We start from the raw sequence: 18708 nt of genomic DNA on the forward strand, positions 1-18708 counted from the left end.
GTATTCCTCCTCTATATTAATTGTACTACATATTATTTATGATTGTATAAAGATTTATACCCATTTAGATATATACCCTATTTTTATATACTAATCATGCAATTATTTGAAATTCTATAGTGGTTAGAAATTGATCTGTAGTACTATATAGTATTATAGCAGAATTATCAAAAATTTGGAATCATTTTCAATAATAAAAAGCAGGTTTCCCTGCTTTTTTATTTTAAAGTGCTATAATTATTAAAACTTCCCTATATCTTTTCTATAATATATATTACTGAATTTAATTTTTTCTATATCGTTATAAACTTTATCTCTAGTGTCTTCTATGGTTTTTCCTAAACTTACAACAGATAAAACTCGTCCCCCATTAGTTACTAAATCTTTATTTATCATTTTTGTACCATTGTGAAATACTATAGTATCTTTATCTACATCGTCTATTCCAGTTATTTTAAATCCTTTTTCATATTTTTCAGGATAGCCTCCTGATGTCAAAACTACTGTTATAGCTCTATTGTTATTCCATTTTAAATCTGATTCCATAAAACTTCCGTCTATGGTCTTTTCAAATAAATCTACTATATCTGAATCAAGTCTTGGAATCAATACTTCAGTTTCTGGATCTCCAAATCTTGTATTAAATTCTAATACTTTTGGGTCTCCATTTACTATCATTAATCCAATAAAAAGTATTCCTCTAAAATCTAAATCTTCTTTATCTAAACCATATCTAATATTTTTTAATATATTCTCTTCAATTTTTTTGCTCAATTCCTCATTAAATATAGGACTAGGGGATATACATCCCACACCGCCAGTATTTGGTCCTTTATCATCTTCATATATTTTTTTATAGTCCTTAGCAGATTCCATAGGAATTATTTTACCCTTTGTCACCACACAAAGCAGTGATGTTTCAATTCCGTATAAAAACTCCTCTATAACAACCTTATTTCCCTCTTCACCAAATATTTTATTGCCTAAAATATCTTTAAGTGTTTTCTTAGCTTCATCTTCACTGTAACAAATAATTACACCTTTTCCTGCACATAGTCCATCAGCCTTTATAACTAAAGGATATGAAAACTCCTTTATTCCTTCTATGGCTTCTTCTAAAACTGTAAAAGCTCTATATTTAGCAGTAGGTACATTGTATTTTTCCATAAATTCCTTGGAAAACTCTTTACTTCCTTCTAATCTAGCACATTCTTTATTTACACCAAAAATCCTTAATCCATTTTCTTGAAATTTATCTACAATACCTAAAACTAAAGGTTGTTCAGGACCTACTACAGTTAAATCTATATTATTTTTAAGTGCAAATTGTAACAAATTATCTATTTCATCTACATTTATATCTATATTTTCAGCTATTTCAGCTGTGCCCCCATTTCCTGGAGCACAATAAATCTTACTTACTTTATTGCTTTTAGCAATTTTCCAACATAAGGCATGTTCTCTACCACCACTGCCTAATACTAATACTTTCATCTCATTCCCTCCCGTATTAATGTTTGAAATGCCTTATACCTGTAAATATCATAGTCATATTATTTTTATCTGCCTCTTCTATTACTTCTTTATCCTTTATGGAACCTCCTGGCTGAATTATTGCTTTTATTCCTGCTTCATTTAAAAGTTCTATGGAATCTTTGAAAGGGAAAAATCCATCGGAAGCTAAAACCCCTCCTTGAATATTTTCTCCTGCCCTATCTATGGCATTTTTCACTGCCCATGATCTGTTTACTTCTCCTAGACCAATACCTATGGTTCCTTTATTTTTAACTATAACTACTCCATTAGATTTTACAGCTTTTGCAGCCTTCCATGCAAACAATAAATCTTCCATTTCTCCTTCAGTAGGATTTCTTTTTGTAGCCACTTGTAGTTCTTCTTTTAATAAAACAGTATCTCTGTCTTGTACTAAAAGTCCACCTATTACCTTTTTCATATCTAACTCTTTATATTTTCTATCTAATATATCTTTTATTTCTAAAATTCTTATGTTTTTCTTCTCTGTAAGTATTTCTATTGCCTTTTCTGTAAATGATGGTGCAATGACTATTTCAACAAATATACTATTTAACCTTTTAGCAACTTCCTCATCTATTTCTCTATTGGCAGCAACTATACCACCAAATATAGACTCTTTATCACATTCATAAGCCTTTTCATAGGCTTCTGATAAATCATTTCCACTGCCTATACCACAAGGATTAGCATGTTTCACTGCTACTACAGTAGGTTCATTAAATACTTTCAAAGCATCTATTGCACCATTGGCATCATTAATATTGTTAAAGGAAAGTTCTTTACCATGGATTTGTACTGCTCCTGCAATAGTTCCTTCTGTCTTTCCTATTTCTTTATAAAAGGCTGCACTTTGATGAGGATTTTCTCCATATCTTAATTCTTCTTTAGATTTATAAGCCAAAGTCAATTTTTCCGGAAATTTAACTTCTTCTATTTCATTAAAATAATTGGATATTAAAGTGTCATAATAAGCAGTATAATTAAACACTTTTCTTGCTAAATATTGTCTTGTTTTTATAGTAGTAGTGTTGTTTTCTTTTAATTCCTTTAATACTATGTCATAATCCTTTGGGTCCACTATTACAGTTACATCATTATAGTTTTTAGCTGCAGCTCTAATCATAGATGGACCACCAATATCTATATTTTCTATAATCTCTTCATGGGTAACTCCCTGTCTTTTTATAGTTTCTTCAAAGGGATAAAGATTATTTACTACTATATCTATAGGGTTTATTTCCATATCTTCAATGGTTTTTATATGATTTTCATCATCTCTCCTATACAATAATCCACCATGGATATATGGGTTTAGAGTCTTTACTCTTCCATCTAAGATTTCTGGAAATTTAGTCACATCTTCAACTTCTATTACTTCTATTCCCGCTTCTTGAAGAATTTTAAATGTACCACCAGTTGAAATTATTTCCCAACCTAAATCTCTTAACTGAGATGCAAACTCAACTATACCTTCCTTATGAAAAACACTTATTAACGCCCTTTTCATCATCTCACCTCTAGTTTATAATCACTTTTCTTCCTTCAATGGATAATCTATTTTCACAATATAGCTTAACCCCTTGTACCAAAATCTTATGTTCTACCTCTAATACTTTTGCTTTCAATGTATCTATTGTATCAAAGGATTCTACTTCTATTGATTCTTGGAGTATAATAGGTCCTGTATCAGTTCCTTCATCTACAAAATGAACTGTAGCTCCTGTAATTTTGACTCCATAATTTAATACTTCTTTATGAACATTTTCACCATAATAACCTTTCCCACAGAAACTTGGTATTAATGAAGGATGAATATTTATTATTCTGTTTTTAAATTCATGAATGAACTCTTTAGATAAGACTTTTAAATATCCTGCTAAAACTATTAATTCTACATCTCTTTTTTTGAATTCCTCTATTAACTTAGAATTATAATCTTCCTCTGAATCAAATCTTTTTCTACTTATATATATACTTTCGATTCCTGATTCTTTTCCTCTAGTTAATCCATAAGCTGCTTCTTTATTGGAAATAATCAATTTTATTTCACCATTGATGTTTCCAGTTTTAATATTATCTATTATTGATTGTAAATTAGTCCCTCCACCAGAGATTAAAACTCCAATTTTTACTGGTGGCATAGTACTACTCCTTCTGAACCTTTTTTAACTTCACCTAGGATTACAAATTCTTCTCCTTTTTCTTCTAAGAATTTCCCAATACCTTCCAACTCATTTTTATCCACTGCCATAACCATACCTATTCCCATATTAAATGTAGCGTACATTTCATCAAGGGGAACTCCCCCCCATTTCTGCAACAAGTTAAATATAGGTGGTGTATTTATTTCAGTAGTGTTTATATGAACAGCCAATTCAGTAGGTAACATTCTTGGAATATTTTCATAAAATCCCCCACCTGTTATATGACTAAGTCCTTTAACATTAAATTTCTGTACTAAATCATATACTGGATTTGTATATATTCTTGTTGGTTTTAAGAGTTCTTCTCCTAAAGTACTTCCTAGTTCCTCTATATACTCATCTAAGTTTAAATTCATTTTATCAAATACGATTTTTCTCACTAAGGAAAAACCATTACTATGAACTCCGCTGGAAGGCAGACCTAGTATATAGTCCCCTTCTTCTATAGTTGAGCCATTTATTATTTTCTTCTTATCTACTACTCCAACACAAAATCCTGCTACATCGTATTCCTCATCCTTATAAAATCCAGGCATTTCAGCTGTTTCTCCACCTATTAATGCACATTGTGCTTTTATACAGCCATTTGATACACCTTCCACTATACTTGCCATTTTCTCAGGAATAAGTTTTCCTGTAGCAATATAGTCTAAGAAAAATAAAGGCTTAGCACCTTGACATAAAATATCATTGGCACACATTGCTACACAATCTTCTCCTATGGTATTGTGTTTATCCATCATAAATGCAAGTCTAAGTTTTGTACCTACTCCGTCTGTTCCAGACACTAAAACAGGTTCTTCAAAGGATTTAGTATCTAGTTGAAAAAGTCCTGCAAATCCTCCTATATCCGATAAAACTCCTGGAATATGAGTTTTCTTAATCATTCCTTTAATAAGCTGTACCTCTTTATATCCCGCTTCTTTATCTACACCTGCATCTTTATACGTTAAGCTCAATGCCTTCTCTCCTTTCGCTAATTAGCAGTTAGTTATTCTTTATGGATTGGGTAATTTCCATCTAAACACCCAGTACAGAATTCACAGCCACCTGCTGCCTTTAGTAATCCTTCTAAAGATAAATACTCTAGGGAATCTGCTCCTATTAATTTTCGTATTTCCTCTTTAGACATTTGAGCTGCTATTAAGTTCTCTCTAGTTGGAGTATCCATACCTAGATAGCAAGGGTGTAATACTGGAGGTGAAGATATTCTTACATGAATTTCCTTTGCTCCTGCATTTTTTATCATTTCAATAGTTCTTTTTATTGTAGTTCCCCTAACTATGGAATCGTCTACTAAGATTACTCTTTTACCTTCTACATTTTCCTTTAAAACATTTAATTTGATTCTAACTCCCTGCTCTCTTAGTTCCTGAGTTGGTTGTATAAAAGTTCTACCTACATATCTATTTTTTATTAAACCCTCAGCATAAGGAATTTTAGAACCTTCTGCATATCCTATGGCAGGTATGGTTCCTGAGTCTGGTGCTCCTATTACTATGTCTCCATCTACTGGTGATTCTACTACTAATTGTTTTCCTGCTTCTATTCTTGATAAGTAAATACTTTTATTATCAAGTTTACTATCTGGTCTTGCAAAATATATTATTTCAAATAAACATAACTTTTTATCATAGGATTTTCTTCTAATGGATTCTAATCCATTTTCATCTATAACAACTATCTCACCTGGCTCTACATCTCTTATGAATTCTGCTCCTATGGTGTCAAAGGCACAGGTTTCTGAAGCTAAAATATAATCTTCTCCTAATTTCCCTATGGAAAGGGACTTAACTCCATATTGGTCCCTTGCTCCTATTAGCTTATCTGTTGTCATTATGACTAATCCATAGGTTCCATTTATATCGTCCAATGCTTTTATTATGGCATCTTCTATATTATCTTTATGGTATCTGGCGATTAGATTTGCTATTACCTCTGTATCTAGTTCCGATTGAAATATAGCACCTTGATCCTCAAGTCCATCTCTTAGTTTTTCAAAATTTACTACTGCACCATCATGAGCTAAGGCCAAAGCTCCTTTTCTATATCCTACAACTAAAGGCTGTGCATTAACTGTCGTTGTATCTCCAGTAGTTGCATATCTTATATGACCTATACCAATATTTCCTCGAAGTCTCTCCATAGTTTCCTTTGGAAAGACTTCATGAACTAACCCTAAGTCTTTGAAGTAGTCTACAAATCCATTGTTATTTACTGCAATTCCAGTGCTTACTTGACCTCTATGCTGTAAGGCATATAGTCCATAATATATTATATTTGATACATTATTTCTTTCCTTACTGTAAATTCCCACAACTCCACTCAAAGCTGCACCTTCTTCCTATTTTGTTTACAGTCTCGAAACACAAATCTATTTACTCACTGCTTTCGCTGTGTTAGGTCATTTCCCACAGTTTCGCAACTCAAATTCATTTGCTTCCTAACGGTCGCATGAATTTGGTGCTCATTGCGTTTGACCTACCTACAACTCGCTACGCTTGTTGGGTTAGGTCATAATCAATTTTTTCTACTTCTTTTTCCATTTCTTTCTTATATTCCTTAAACTTTTCCCTTAGTTCAGGATATTTAATAGAGAGCATTTGAACTGCTAAAAGTCCTCCATTCTCTCCCCCATCTATGGCAACAGTTGCCACTGGTACACCCTTTGGCATTTGTACCACTGAAAGAAGTGAGTCAAGTCCGTCCATAGTTGAAGATTTTGCTGGAATTCCTATTACTGGCAGAGGAGTTACTCCTGCTAATACTCCTGCTAAATGTGCTGCCTTTCCTGCTATGGCAATAATCACTTCTGTTCCATTTGCCTCAGCATTTTCAGCAAATTCTACTGCTTTATATGGAGTTCTATGGGCTGATATTACCCTAGTTTCATATTCTACGCCAAATTTATCAAATATTTTAGTAACCTTTTCTGATATTCCTTTATCTGATATGCTTCCCATTAATATACTAACCTTCATATTAACACTCCTATCTAAAATATTTTACACCTGACTCAAATATCTTATGTTGTCCTAAAGTTTCTATATTTTTATATAATCCTTCTTCTACTCTATCTATTGCTGAAATAGTTCCTAAAACTCTTCCATCACAACTAGTTAAAGATTCTATACTAAACATTGAACCAGTTGGGTTATTATCTATGAATTCAGTGGATATTTGACCATTTTCAATTAGTTCTTCTAAGTTCCTTACTATTACTTTTCCTTCCTTTGTAGCCACTGGAACTGTGTATTTATCTCCTACTTTCATTTCATTAAACCATGGAGATAAATTGGATTTCACCTTTACATTTACTAATCTTGATATAAATTCCCCACTATTATTATGGGCTAAATATGCGTTTTCACTAATAAGCCCTGACTTAATCAAACCTAAGAATCCAGCACCTATACCTAATATAAGTCCATCTCTTTTATATAGGTGATTATCTATTTCTTCTTTTATATATGGATTATCTAATATTAACTTTATTAATTTTCCACCAGTTTCAGGTTCATCACCTAATATAGAGCCATCTGGTAAACCTATTATTTGATACTCTTTTATTTTTTCTGCTAATTCTTTATATGAGGTTTCCACATCTTTTAAAGTCAAAGTCTTAAATATAAATGTATCTACTATGCCTCCTGCATTTTCAAAAGACTTAGCCATTGTATATTCTCCATGAGAACCAGTAAATATAGGTACTAAAACCCTTGGTTTCACTATGGACGCTTTAGACTTGATTATAGTTCCTTTTGCATATTCTTTATTCTCTACTGTATCTTCTTTATATACAGGGAATACTTCTTCCAACGGCTTTTCAAAGGAATCAATTAGGAAATCTAAATCTATTATTTCTTTATTTATCTCAATATAATTTTCCTCTATGGTTTCACCTAAGATAATAGCATTTGGAATAGTAACTCCTTTTTCTAACTCCACTATTATTGAACCATATAATGGTTTAAATAATAACTCTTTGTCTATTTCATTAAACTTAAATCCTATTTTATTTCCCATACTCATTTCAGCAATTGCTCTTCCTATACCACCGAATTTAACTGTAGATGCTGAAATTATTTCCTTTTTATCTATCATTTTCTTAATCATTTCATAGTTGGATTTTAATTGTTTTAAATCCACTAATCCATCTTTATCCATATCTAATTTTAGTAAGGCTATGGTTGAGTTGGTATTTTTGAATTCTTTGGAAATAATATTTTCTACTTTATCAGTAGTTACTGCAAAACTAACTAAAGTAGGAGGCACATTGATATCTTCAAAAGTTCCACTCATACTGTCTTTTCCACCAATACTTGGAGTATCCAATTCTTTTTGTACCATAAATGCACCAAGTAATGCAGAAAATGGCTTACCCCATTTAGTTGGATTATCTCCTAATCTTTCAAAGTATTCTTGGAAAGTTAATCTTACTTTTTTATAATCTCCACCCATGGCTACTATTTTTGCAATAGATTCGATTACTGCATAATATCCACCATGGAATGGACTCCATTTTGAAAGTTTTGGGTCATAACCGTATGTCATTAAGGAACAGGTATTAGTATTTCCTTCTAATACTGGAATTTTAGCAACCATTCCTTCTGCTGGTGTAAGGTTATATTTACCTCCTAAAGGCATTAGAACTGTTCCTGCTCCTACAGTATGATCAAATCCCTCTACTAATCCTTTTTGACTGCATATATTTAAATCTTTTAGATTTTCTATAAATGCTTCCTTTATATCTTCCTTTACATAGGATGGAATTTCTTCCAAATATGATTCATTTTTAGGAAGCTCTATATTTACTTTATTTTTCTTTCTTATTCCGTTTGTATCTAAGAAATCTCTTTTTATATTTACAATGGTCTTGTTTCTCCAAATCATTTTAAGGACTTTTTCTTCTGTTACTGTGGCTACAACAGTTCCTTCTACATCCTCTTCCTTAACAAAGGACATAAATCTTTCTAAATCCTTAGGTGAAATAACTACTGCCATTCTTTCCTGTGATTCAGATAATGCGATTTCTGTACCATCTAATCCTGGATACTTTAGAGGTACTTTATCTAGTTCAATTAATAGTCCATCTGCTAATTCTCCTATGGCTACAGATACTCCACCAGCACCAAAGTCATTGCATTTCTTAATCATCTTTGACACTTCTTCATTTCTAAATAAACGAACAATTTTTCTTTCTACTGCTGGATTTCCCTTTTGTACTTCTGCTCCTGATGTGTGTAAAGACTCCTCTGTATGTTCCTTAGATGAACCAACTGCTCCACCTAAACCATCTCTTCCAGTTTTTCCACCTACTAATATTATTAAATCTCCTGGCTCTGATTCTCCCCTATATACAGCTTTCTTTGGAGCTGCTGCTACTAATGCACCTAGTTCCATTCTCTTTGCCATATATCCAGCATCATATATTTCTCTTACGTAACCCGTAGCACCACCTATTTCATAACCATAAGAGCTATATCCTGCCTTGGCAGTTTTGGTAATTTTTCTTTGTGGTAATTTACCTGATAAAGTATCTTCATATTTTTGTCTTGGATCACCAGAACCTGTAATCCTCATGGCTTGATATACATAGGCACGTCCAGATAATGGGTCTCTTATGGCACCACCTAAACAAGTTGAAGCACCCCCAAATGGCTCCATTTCTGTAGGATGATTATGGGTTTCATTTTTAAACATCAGTAGCCATTTTTCATTTGTACCATCAATATCTACATCTATTTCTACACTACAAGCGTTGACTTCATCAGTTTCTTCTTTATCATCTAGTAAACCTTTTTTCTTGGTTTCCTTCATATTAATAGTGGCTAAATCCATTAGAGAAATGGCTCTTTCTCTATTTTCGTAAACAAACTCTCTGGATTTTATATATTCATCTAGTGCTTTTTGAAATACTTCTTTATACTGTCCATCACCCATGGATATTTCTGTAATTTCAGTCATAAATGTAGTATGTCTACAATGATCAGACCAGTAAGTGTCTATTAATTTTAATTCTGTTATAGTAGGATTTCTTTTTTCAATATTTTTAAAATAATCTTTACAGAATTTTAAGTCATCTATATCCATACCTATGCCATATTTAGACTTAAATCCTTGAATATCTTCATCTGTCATTTCCATAAAATCTGATATGATTTCAATATCTTTAAGATTCTCTTCTTCCTTTTCAAAAGAAAAACTATCTAAACCAATTTCTTTCATTTCTATTGGGTTTATATAATATTTTTTTATTTTATTTAATTCTTCATCTGTTACATTTTCTAAAATAATTATTTTAGAATTTTGCACAATTATATCTTCATTTTTAGTTAATATTCTTATAATCTGATTAGTAGAATCTTCTCTTTGGTTATATTGTCCTTTTAAAAATTCCACTCTAAATAATCTTTCATTGTCTTTTATTGGAAGGCTATTTTCATATTTATTATCTAGAGTTTCTTCGAACAAGATTTCTTGAACTATCTTTTCTTTTTCTTCTTCTGTTACATTAATTAAATCATATACATTAACTACCTTAACTGTGGTTAAACTATCTACTTCTAAATAATCTCTAAATTCTTTTAATAGTAACTTTCCTTCAGTGTTAAACTCCTCTTTCTTTTCAATAAATATTCTGTTAAACTTCAAATTTAACCCTCCTCAAAAAATCAAATTAAGCCCAGCCGGGTAGGCAAAGCGAAACCTACCCGACTGGGCTTTTATCCCTTCGGTGTAATACTTTTGACAAGTATCTGTACCGCTCGGTCCAGCAAGAAATATCTTCGGAACCCTAGGTACACTTTCACTCATAGACAAATGATTATCGGTCATTTTGTAGAAACGTTCCAACCATATTATGGAACCTATATGAGCAACTCTTATGTTATTTATTACACTTACATATTAACAGTATGGTATATATATGTCAAGTATTGTTTTTAAAATCTTTATAGACTATATTTAACTATAATGGAAGAATCTAATACTCTGAAAGTAAAAGACTCTGTAGCAAAGAATCTTACTTTCTCGTTACAATGAGATTGGTATCCTATAGAAAAATCTCTGCCTATGGTAAGTTCTAAATCGTCATGGTCATATGGTAATAGATATGCTCCATTGATTACATGACTAAATATAATCTTTCCACCAATTAATTTTTCAATTCTTTCATCTAAGGGATATGCTGTTTCCTTTGATAAAATTCGCTTATATGCTTCTTCATTTACTACTAAACTAAATGAACCTTTTTGATAAGACTCTCTAAGCTTAATTAATCCCTTTGTAATAGCCTCCATAATGGATGTAGGATCTTTGCCAAATGATATTGGTGATAATTCAGAAGTTTTATCAATTCCCACCATAGGAGTATTGCTCAATCCATTATATATAGCATTTTCTTCAAATAAAGCAATTTCCTTCATGGCATTTTCTAAAGAAGAATAATCAATATCCTTTGCTCCACGCTGTATATTATCTAATTCCCATCTATCTATTTCAAATTCTACTCTTGCTTCTGTTAGAGGAACCACTTTATAATTACTATATCGTACATCCCCCTTATTTTCTATATTCCCTAATCTTCCTTCAGTAACTACATTGTAATCCAATCCCATTGGTCCATTTACTTTTACTACCTTTCTAGCAGACAAATATGATTTTAAAACTTCCTTTGCCCTTTCATCTATTTCTTCCCAAGCTTCATTAGATATAGGGGCTAACTCTCTGTATAACATAGTATCTCCTCCTATTTTAAATCTCCAATGTTTAAGTTTGATTGTCCATTTGATTTTCCTGTAATTTGTTCCTCTAAATGTGCAATAGGTCCATCTGTAAATAAGTAAGTTCTTAATTCTTCATCCCATTTATCCATGTTTCTTCTTAACCATTCTAATAACATACAAGCATGTTCAATTTCTTCGTCTCTATTATGTGCCATTATAGCCTTTAATTCTGGGTCCTTTGAGGCATCAACTCTCTGATTATACCAATCTACAGCTTCAACTTCTTCCTTTAAACTAGTTATTGCTCTAGTAATATTAAGTGTCTTTTCATCTAACTTTTCTACTGGTTCATGATACTGTGACATTGTACCCCTCCTATAATTTTATTTTCCCATTTTAAGTTTACCCCTATGCCATTTAATTAAACCAAGTTTATTTAATGCTTTCTTTTAAAATATTTATCTGTTAGTTTTCTGATATATTCTATGTTATATTGTGTACCTAATTTTAAAATCAATTCTCATAAAATTATATACTTTTTCTTTTAACTCAAATTTTCAATAAATCTTTTAGTTTCTTTTGATATTTTTTTATATTTTCTTCTCTGAAAAATATATACCATACCTATTTCTATAAAGTTTCTTAAATCTCTTCTTTTATGACATGAAAATAACCTCCTACTGATTTAGGATTTAAAGTTCAATAATCAGCCAATCATCTATATTTTCCTAAAGATATTCATATTTTATTATCTATGAGGTATATTATTTTCATCTCATTTTGTGTACTGGCTGGATAGTAATTTTATTTCTTCTAACAATATATCTTGCTCTAATTTTAAAATTAGCAAGATAGGATAAGAAAATAATTATGTTAAATGGTATCATTAGTTTAAAGAATATCATCTAAAAAGAAGATATGTCTGCCATATGGTTAAATAGAGGTAAGGCATTTCTTTATAACAATCATAAGGAGGTAAAATAATATGTTTAGTTTTTATAGTAAGCTTTCTACTGAGGTATATAATATAGATAAACCTATTGGCCATTCATTTGGAGATGTGGAATTTTACACTGAAAGACTTAAGGGAATCAAAGGAAGGATTCTTGAACCAGCAGTAGGAACAGGTCGTATCTTAATTCCCCTGCTAGAGGAAGGATTTATTGTAGATGGTATAGATTCCTCTGCTGAGATGTTGGATTTATGTAAACTTCATTGTAAAGAAAGAGGTCTTCAAGCTGACCTATATAAAGAAAATATGCAATCTTTTTCTCTGCCTCATAAATATGAAGCAATTATTATTCCTACAGGCTCTTTTCTATTACTAGAAAATTCAATAGATGCTATTAATGGATTAAAATGCTTCTATGAACATCTTTCCATAGGGGGACGCATTATTGTTGATATATTTATGCAATCAGATTTTAATATTGGACATTCCTCAACAAGAACATGGGAGACTCCTAATGGAGATTTAATCACCTTAAACGAGTCCCTTGTAGAAGCTAATTTTATTGACCAATATACAGTTTCTCATTTCCGATATGAAAGATGGCATAATAATCAATTGATTCAAACTGAATTAGAGCGTTTTCCATTAAAGTGGTATGGAATAGAAGAATTTAGATTGATTTTGGAGAAAGTTGGATTTAGCGATATTACTATTTCCTCTGATTATAAATTTGGCATATATCCTACAGATAATAATCAAGTCATCACTTTTGAAGCATATCGTAAATAAAATGATATATGAAAATGGATAATATATAACCTTTACTGTTAAAATATTATCCATTTCTATATCTCTAGAAACTCATCAATTATTTTCTTTGATTCTGTTGTTATTAGTTTTAAATCTATATATTATAAGTTTTAAGTAATTTATTTTAGTCCAAATTCTCAATATTTTTTTTAGTTTCATCTGCTATCTTTTTATATTCAATATCGTGAACATAATGGGAACAATTTAAGTAAACCATCTCTCCATTTGGGACGAATAACTCATCTTCTTTAGATAAATGAATTTTATGATTAATATAGCTAAATCCTATAAATATAATAATTAGCCCAATAATTATCCCCATGACTTTTAATATCCCTTTCATGATTTCCTCCAATTAGAATTATATGATTAGTTTTTACTATATTTATCATCTATAACAAAATTTGCTTTACAATACTCTTGCAATAGCTCTCGCCATGGAACTATCTGCCCTCATCTTTAATGGGAAAGCTATGACTTCAAAGCTTGGAACACCAAGTAATTTATCGAGATTTCTGAGGTTCTCCATTATACATATGTTATTTTTAAAAAGCAGTTTATGTGTTTCAAAAGGATATTTGTCTGGAGAAGGCATATCTATTCCCAGCATCTTAATATTTTTCTCTATCAATAGCTTACCAAGACTAATATCTACAATTGGATGATTATCATAATAGGAGTTCTTTCCATATTCTTCATCCCAACCTGTATAAAGTAAAACAATGCTATTCTCTTTGATTGATTCCTTATATTCTGGTTTTCCTCTTATAATAGGTTGACTTCTTACATCGATTATACATCCCTTGCCAATAAATGTTTCTAATGGCATTTCACATATGTATTCCTTGCTTTCTGTTAGATGCATAGGTGAATCTATATGTGTACCTGAGTGCATACTAATATCTAGCCTATAGTTGTTATAGAAATCTTCTTGTAAAATTTTTACCTGTTTTAAACTTGTTACACTATCTCCTGGATAAACAGGCATATTATCCTCAATGATATATGATAAATCTATTAATTTTTCCATATGATTTCCTCCCTAATTAGCAAAACCTAGAATTATTAGTATCTTTCTGATAATGATTCTTCAACTCTCCATTGAGGTGGCTCACCATTATCTCCCCAGTATTCTACTATTTCACTGATTAACCCATTATTAATAGTAAAGAAAGAATTGGCATAGAAACTACTTGACTTATCCCCCGCTTCTACCTTTACGGCAGAAACGACTATGTCGTCCTTAGAGAAAATTTTATCTAAAGTTATTATCCAGCAACCTGGATATTTTTTATTAAAATTGATATATTTATCTCTACCTCTAAAAAGTTCTCTAGTATTTGGTAACCATACATCTGCGTTTTCTTCCATTAATTCTCCTATTTCATCAAACATTCCATCACTCATTAGATTCCAAAATTTCTTAACTATATGTTCATTCATGCTATAATTTCCTCCTCAGTCAATTTTAATCTCCATATAATAGCCAATCCTATTCTTCATTTAATATATTGCTTATCCAGTTATAGCAGCTTTCTAGTTCTTCATCTGATATTAAGTCAGATCTATGCTCGAATAAAATCTTGCAAAATTTATTTTCTTTCTTTATAATCTCAATATATTTTTCAATGTCTCCCCATCCCTCCTCAGGCCTTAAATCTGGAAGTGTTGGATAATGATTATATTCTACATTATCAGTAACCTTAATATTCCATAAGTGGACAACCTCTGCATACTTTGCAAACCTAGAAGCGAATTCAAATGAATTAAAGTTTTTGTCCAATTTGTCTTGTAAATGTAATCTTCCTATGTCTAAGCATATTTTAATTCGGGGATATTTATCCAATAAGGTTTTAAGTAAGTCTGTAGTATAGATATATTTATTTAATGCATCTAACTCTAACACTGGTATAAAATCATTTTCAATACTAATATCAGATAACCATTTAAATAATTCTTCACTCTTAGCTGAAAAGTTCTCATATGAATAGCTATCCTCAAAATAATACTCCGTATCGTTAGCAAAGCGCCAGTTTGTCCAATCCACAGATTTATCTAATAATACTGGTTTTGGATAATGTAATAGAATATATTTTGGTTTAACTTCTTTTAGAAAATTAATTTCATTCTCCATATATTTGTATGAGCTTTCTCTAGTATCATCATCTTTTGATAAAAACTGTGGGTCTCTTAATCTCCATCCCTTAGTTCTCAATGGAAAATGTATTCCGATGTTAAATTCCTCACGATTGGCATTATCAATTAATTTCTTTATATCTTCCTCTTCTAATAAACATGCTTCAACTCCAAAAAAACTAGGTTTAAAATCTCTTGTGTGCTTATTATAATCAAAGCGTCCAAACTGTCCTATCATAAATCTCTCCATTTCGCTTCCTCCTTACAAAGTACATACTATACTTATTCTTCAAAACTTGCTAAATCCCTTCTTTTTATATAATCTTTTATGTCATAAAAATAGCCTCTTACTGATCCAAGACTTAAAATTCAGTAAGAGGCTTATAAAATCATTTCCTACTTTCTTTTTCCTTTAACAATTCTATAATATAATTAGACTTTTCATTTACAAAATCATTCATTTCCTCTTCTGTCAAATATATATACTCCCTTTCTGGATTACCATTATATTTAGTATAAAATCCACTAATATACTTTAATTGTCTTTCAATTGCACCATTAGGATAGTAATCTAGATAATCGGGAAAGGATTCTATGTTTTTAAATATCCTATGGAATATACTATTGGGATTTTTCCTAAAGTATAGATGATCTAAATCATACCAATCTTTTTTTATAGTCCATATAAACTTTTTATCAGTTTCTAATTTCTTATACTCCTTATCCGTTTTTTTCTTCTCATTTATCATATTACTCCACTGAATATCCGTTAATAAGTGAACATAGTAGCCTAACAAAAAAGAATATAGTTTATTATCATCTATTTTCTTATTTAAATATTTCTCATAAAACTTCTCTGCTTCAATAAAATTTTCTTCACTAATCCAGTGACTAACTGACTTCAGTGGAAAAAACTCGCTCCAATCTTCATTAGGTTCTCCACAGTCTGGTCCTACATTCCCTACAAGAAAATATTCTTCATCTAAGCTACTATCTTGATTAAGTATGACTTCTGCTATTCTAATATGTGCTCCCCATGTTGCCATAATCCTCCCCCTTTAATATAAGTTTTTTGGTGCTAAATATATATTTGCCTTTTAATAATTTCAATTATTTATTTCTATATTTCCTATGTTCTTCCTTAATATCCTCTAGTAAGTTCTTGTCTAAAAAAGTTTTCATTATAAAGGTTGCTAGAATCTTTCCACCTTTTCCTATTGCAGTATGTCCTGTCTCTTTTAACATCTCATCTGCAAATTCTCTTGTATGTAAGGGTATATCTTCCTTAACTAATATCATTAAATTCTTCCTTCAAATCCTTTAATATCAAACCTGCAAGAACAGAAATACTTCCACTGGCGCAATGCCCACAACCATGTCCTATATCCGGTAAAGCATCATATTCTGCTAATATACAGATTTTAGGTCCATCACTAGTCTTTCCCTTAATACTTGCTTTAAAGCTGGTTTCCAACCCTCCATAAGGATATTCCACCTCAAACCCATGTTTACTTAAAATTTCAACTATTTTTCTTGAAGAATTATATTCTTTAGAGCCTAATTCAGGATTTCTCGCTAAGTAATCATTTAATTCTAGTACTTCTGATAAATTCTTATTACTATTTATGGTTTCTAATATTTTTTCATTAACCATTTTACCTCTCCTTTCCTACCTTGCTATCATTAAAAATTCTTTCCCATCTATTTTATATAGGACGTGAGGCTTCAATGGATTTCCATCCCCTACTTTTGGATGTTTAAATTCTCCAACTTTCTTTAGACCTATTTTCTTCATAACATTTTCAGATGGTTTATTTATTTCTGCTGTAAAAGAATAAATAGTGTCTAAATTTAGATTTTTAAAGCCATACTCTAAACAAGCCTTAGCACCTTCTGTGGCATATCCCTTATTCCAATATTTATCATCCAGTCTCCACCCAATTTCAACACATGGTGTAAAATGTGCCTCAAAAGTCGCATTTAAGAGTCCAATAAATCCTATAAACTCCTTAGTATCTTTCAATTCCACTGCCCATAGCCCATATCCATTTTCCTCAAAATGAATTTGTACTCTATTGAGAAAATCATCAGTTTCTTTAGAATCTAAGGTTTTTGGAAAACATCTCATTACTTCCTTACTACCATTCATCTTAGTAAGTAATTCTCTATCTGATTCTTTCCACATCCTAAATCCCAGCCTAGAGGACTGGAATATATACTTGTTTATATTTAAATCTTCCATGATTGATTAACTCCTTTTTCCAGTATTTTAAATGTTTTTAACCCCTTTTTCTATCTCCTCTTTTATTCGGATAACTAGTTCATAAAACTTTTCATACTCCTCAAAATTAGGAAAATGTGCTGATTCTTCAAACCATATCAATTCTTTTTTAGGTGCTATTATCTGATTATAGTATTTTTCAATTAGTACAGATGGAGTATTATAATCGTATCTACCTGCACAGAAGTAAATAGGTACTTCTATTTCTGGAATCCCTCTAATAAAATCTAAATCCTTATTGTAACCCCACATTGTATCAGCAGAAAATTTATTACCTAAAGCAAATTTTATTCCATCTATTACAGTATATTCAGGTGAAAATATGCTTCCTAATATAATATCTTTTAATGTATTTACTTTTCTCTCTACTCCTCCATATTTAGATAACCATTTTCTCTGCGTTGCAGTATCCCTAACAGTATTTTTATAAGGTGGTCTTCCAATTCTTATTAGATCATCTAAAGCTTTTTGGTCCTTATTTCTATTAGCCATTTCTAGAACATAGTCATATGAAATCACTTCACTTTCTATTCCATGGACAACTTGTCCAACACTTATAAAAGCAGCTACTTTTTCTGGATATTTATCTATTACATACAAACCAAGTTCTGTTCCCCAAGAATGTCCTACTAAATATATCTTTTCTTTTTGATACTTTTCACATAAGTAATCAATAAGCTCTTTTGTATCTTCTATAAACCAATCTCTATTCATGGACTCCTTTGGAATATTAGATGAGTAAGACATACCAGAACCTCTTTGGTCCCAATTAACAACGATAAAACTATCTTCTAGCTTTTTTTCATATTTACGAGCAAATGATATTTGAGGATACCCAGGTCCCCCATGTAAAAAGAGTAAAACTGGATTAGAAATATCCTTTCCTCTTATTAAAATCCCTTGCTCTAATCCACCTAATTTAACTTTTTCTATAACTGCTACACTATTTTCCCCTTCTATCTTTGGTGTTCTGTTTGGCAAAAATAGTATGATTAATATAGATATTATTAAAACTACAATTACTGTTTTTCTTAATAGTTTCATAAATTTAACACTCCATTT

General features: G+C 30.9%; 19 protein-coding genes and 1 riboswitch. Of the genes, 1 reads left to right on the forward strand and 18 read right to left on the reverse strand.

The features are described 5' to 3' along the window. Positions 1-240: 240 nt before the first annotated feature. The 9 genes from purD to KQI41_RS14365 all read right to left on the reverse strand — a co-directional run bounded on the left by purD (position 241) and on the right by KQI41_RS14365 (position 11832). On the reverse strand, positions 241-1494 hold the full coding sequence (purD, locus tag KQI41_RS14325; protein ID WP_216585522.1) for a phosphoribosylamine--glycine ligase: 1254 nt from the start codon (positions 1492-1494) through the stop codon (positions 241-243). A gap of 16 nt (positions 1495-1510) precedes the next feature. Beyond that, positions 1511-3043, reverse strand: coding sequence for a bifunctional phosphoribosylaminoimidazolecarboxamide formyltransferase/IMP cyclohydrolase (gene purH, locus KQI41_RS14330; protein ID WP_342366198.1), 1533 nt, complete (start codon positions 3041-3043; stop codon positions 1511-1513). Between the two features lie 10 nt (positions 3044-3053). Beyond that, positions 3054-3677 carry a phosphoribosylglycinamide formyltransferase gene (gene purN / locus KQI41_RS14335; protein WP_154438736.1) on the reverse strand — a complete coding sequence of 208 codons (624 nt, stop codon included), beginning with the start codon at positions 3675-3677 and terminating at the stop codon, positions 3054-3056. Continuing rightward, the gene (gene purM, locus KQI41_RS14340; protein WP_154438738.1) at positions 3665-4699 is read right to left on the reverse strand and encodes a phosphoribosylformylglycinamidine cyclo-ligase; all 1035 of its coding nucleotides are present in this window, start codon (positions 4697-4699) and stop codon (positions 3665-3667) included. Before purM ends, purN begins: the two co-directional genes overlap by 13 nt. 32 nt (positions 4700-4731) lie before the next feature. Then, positions 4732-6069, reverse strand: a complete 1338-nt coding sequence (gene purF / locus KQI41_RS14345; RefSeq protein ID WP_154438740.1) for an amidophosphoribosyltransferase — start codon at positions 6067-6069, stop codon at positions 4732-4734. Positions 6070-6235: 166 nt separating this feature from the next. Continuing rightward, positions 6236-6721, reverse strand: a complete 486-nt coding sequence (gene purE / locus KQI41_RS14350) for a 5-(carboxyamino)imidazole ribonucleotide mutase (RefSeq protein ID WP_154438742.1) — start codon at positions 6719-6721, stop codon at positions 6236-6238. A gap of 10 nt (positions 6722-6731) precedes the next feature. After that, a complete protein-coding gene (locus KQI41_RS14355) occupies positions 6732-10394 on the reverse strand; it encodes a phosphoribosylformylglycinamidine synthase (RefSeq protein ID WP_154438744.1) in 3663 nt (1220 codons plus the stop codon). A 141-nt stretch (positions 10395-10535) separates the two neighbouring features. After that, positions 10536-10637: riboswitch (purine riboswitch) on the reverse strand. A gap of 56 nt (positions 10638-10693) precedes the next feature. Continuing rightward, positions 10694-11479, reverse strand: coding sequence for a family 1 encapsulin nanocompartment shell protein (locus KQI41_RS14360; RefSeq protein WP_154438746.1), 786 nt, complete (start codon positions 11477-11479; stop codon positions 10694-10696). Positions 11480-11490: 11 nt separating this feature from the next. Beyond that, on the reverse strand, positions 11491-11832 hold the full coding sequence (locus KQI41_RS14365; RefSeq protein WP_154438747.1) for an encapsulin-associated ferritin-like protein: 342 nt from the start codon (positions 11830-11832) through the stop codon (positions 11491-11493). Positions 11833-12452: 620 nt separating this feature from the next. On the opposite strand from KQI41_RS14365, the gene KQI41_RS14370 reads away from it, so the two are divergent. Next, positions 12453-13208, forward strand: a complete 756-nt coding sequence (locus KQI41_RS14370; protein ID WP_154438748.1) for a class I SAM-dependent methyltransferase — start codon at positions 12453-12455, stop codon at positions 13206-13208. Between the two features lie 145 nt (positions 13209-13353). Here KQI41_RS14370 and KQI41_RS14375 read toward each other — a convergent pair whose 3' ends face one another. The 9 genes from KQI41_RS14375 to KQI41_RS14415 form a co-directional block, all read right to left on the reverse strand. Further along, positions 13354-13572 (reverse strand): hypothetical protein, encoded by a 219-nt coding sequence (locus tag KQI41_RS14375; RefSeq protein ID WP_216585524.1) that lies wholly within the window; start codon positions 13570-13572, stop codon positions 13354-13356. 66 nt (positions 13573-13638) lie between these two features. After that, positions 13639-14259 carry a cyclase family protein gene (locus KQI41_RS14380; RefSeq protein ID WP_216585525.1) on the reverse strand — a complete coding sequence of 207 codons (621 nt, stop codon included), beginning with the start codon at positions 14257-14259 and terminating at the stop codon, positions 13639-13641. A gap of 35 nt (positions 14260-14294) precedes the next feature. After that, complete coding sequence (locus tag KQI41_RS14385; RefSeq protein WP_216585526.1) at positions 14295-14672, reverse strand: nuclear transport factor 2 family protein; 378 nt, start codon at positions 14670-14672, stop codon at positions 14295-14297. 49 nt (positions 14673-14721) lie between these two features. Beyond that, positions 14722-15615, reverse strand: coding sequence for a hypothetical protein (locus KQI41_RS14390; protein ID WP_216585527.1), 894 nt, complete (start codon positions 15613-15615; stop codon positions 14722-14724). A gap of 139 nt (positions 15616-15754) precedes the next feature. After that, complete coding sequence (locus KQI41_RS14395; RefSeq protein WP_216585528.1) at positions 15755-16411, reverse strand: zinc dependent phospholipase C family protein; 657 nt, start codon at positions 16409-16411, stop codon at positions 15755-15757. 64 nt (positions 16412-16475) lie between these two features. Beyond that, positions 16476-16664, reverse strand: coding sequence for a hypothetical protein (locus KQI41_RS14400; RefSeq protein ID WP_154438754.1), 189 nt, complete (start codon positions 16662-16664; stop codon positions 16476-16478). After that, positions 16651-17019 carry a zinc-binding metallopeptidase family protein gene (locus tag KQI41_RS14405; protein WP_154438755.1) on the reverse strand — a complete coding sequence of 123 codons (369 nt, stop codon included), beginning with the start codon at positions 17017-17019 and terminating at the stop codon, positions 16651-16653. The genes KQI41_RS14400 and KQI41_RS14405 overlap by 14 nt, the downstream gene beginning before the upstream one ends. A 15-nt stretch (positions 17020-17034) precedes the next feature. Beyond that, positions 17035-17607, reverse strand: a complete 573-nt coding sequence (locus KQI41_RS14410; RefSeq protein WP_154438756.1) for a GNAT family N-acetyltransferase — start codon at positions 17605-17607, stop codon at positions 17035-17037. A gap of 27 nt (positions 17608-17634) precedes the next feature. Further along, positions 17635-18690, reverse strand: coding sequence for an alpha/beta fold hydrolase (locus KQI41_RS14415; protein WP_154438757.1), 1056 nt, complete (start codon positions 18688-18690; stop codon positions 17635-17637). Positions 18691-18708: the final 18 nt, after the last annotated feature.

Origin of the sequence: Tissierella pigra, from assembly GCF_018917845.1 — a bacterium.
Classification (GTDB): Bacteria; Bacillota; Clostridia; order Tissierellales; family Tissierellaceae; genus Tissierella; species Tissierella pigra.

Coding starts and splice junctions, on each gene's coding strand:
- purD (WP_216585522.1), bottom strand. CDS start 1,494: ATGAAAGTATTAGTATTAGGCAGTGGTGGTAGAGAACATGCCTTATGT.
- purH (WP_342366198.1), bottom strand. CDS start 3,043: ATGAAAAGGGCGTTAATAAGTGTTTTTCATAAGGAAGGTATAGTTGAG.
- purN (WP_154438736.1), bottom strand. CDS start 3,677: ATGCCACCAGTAAAAATTGGAGTTTTAATCTCTGGTGGAGGGACTAAT.
- purE (WP_154438742.1), bottom strand. CDS start 6,721: ATGAAGGTTAGTATATTAATGGGAAGCATATCAGATAAAGGAATATCA.
- KQI41_RS14360 (WP_154438746.1), bottom strand. CDS start 11,479: ATGTTATACAGAGAGTTAGCCCCTATATCTAATGAAGCTTGGGAAGAA.
- KQI41_RS14365 (WP_154438747.1), bottom strand. CDS start 11,832: ATGTCACAGTATCATGAACCAGTAGAAAAGTTAGATGAAAAGACACTT.
- KQI41_RS14370 (WP_154438748.1), top strand. CDS start 12,453: ATGTTTAGTTTTTATAGTAAGCTTTCTACTGAGGTATATAATATAGAT.
- KQI41_RS14375 (WP_216585524.1), bottom strand. CDS start 13,572: ATGAAAGGGATATTAAAAGTCATGGGGATAATTATTGGGCTAATTATT.
- KQI41_RS14380 (WP_216585525.1), bottom strand. CDS start 14,259: ATGGAAAAATTAATAGATTTATCATATATCATTGAGGATAATATGCCT.
- KQI41_RS14385 (WP_216585526.1), bottom strand. CDS start 14,672: ATGAATGAACATATAGTTAAGAAATTTTGGAATCTAATGAGTGATGGA.
- KQI41_RS14390 (WP_216585527.1), bottom strand. CDS start 15,615: ATGGAGAGATTTATGATAGGACAGTTTGGACGCTTTGATTATAATAAG.
- KQI41_RS14395 (WP_216585528.1), bottom strand. CDS start 16,411: ATGGCAACATGGGGAGCACATATTAGAATAGCAGAAGTCATACTTAAT.
- KQI41_RS14400 (WP_154438754.1), bottom strand. CDS start 16,664: ATGATATTAGTTAAGGAAGATATACCCTTACATACAAGAGAATTTGCA.
- KQI41_RS14405 (WP_154438755.1), bottom strand. CDS start 17,019: ATGGTTAATGAAAAAATATTAGAAACCATAAATAGTAATAAGAATTTA.
- KQI41_RS14410 (WP_154438756.1), bottom strand. CDS start 17,607: ATGGAAGATTTAAATATAAACAAGTATATATTCCAGTCCTCTAGGCTG.
- KQI41_RS14415 (WP_154438757.1), bottom strand. CDS start 18,690: ATGAAACTATTAAGAAAAACAGTAATTGTAGTTTTAATAATATCTATA.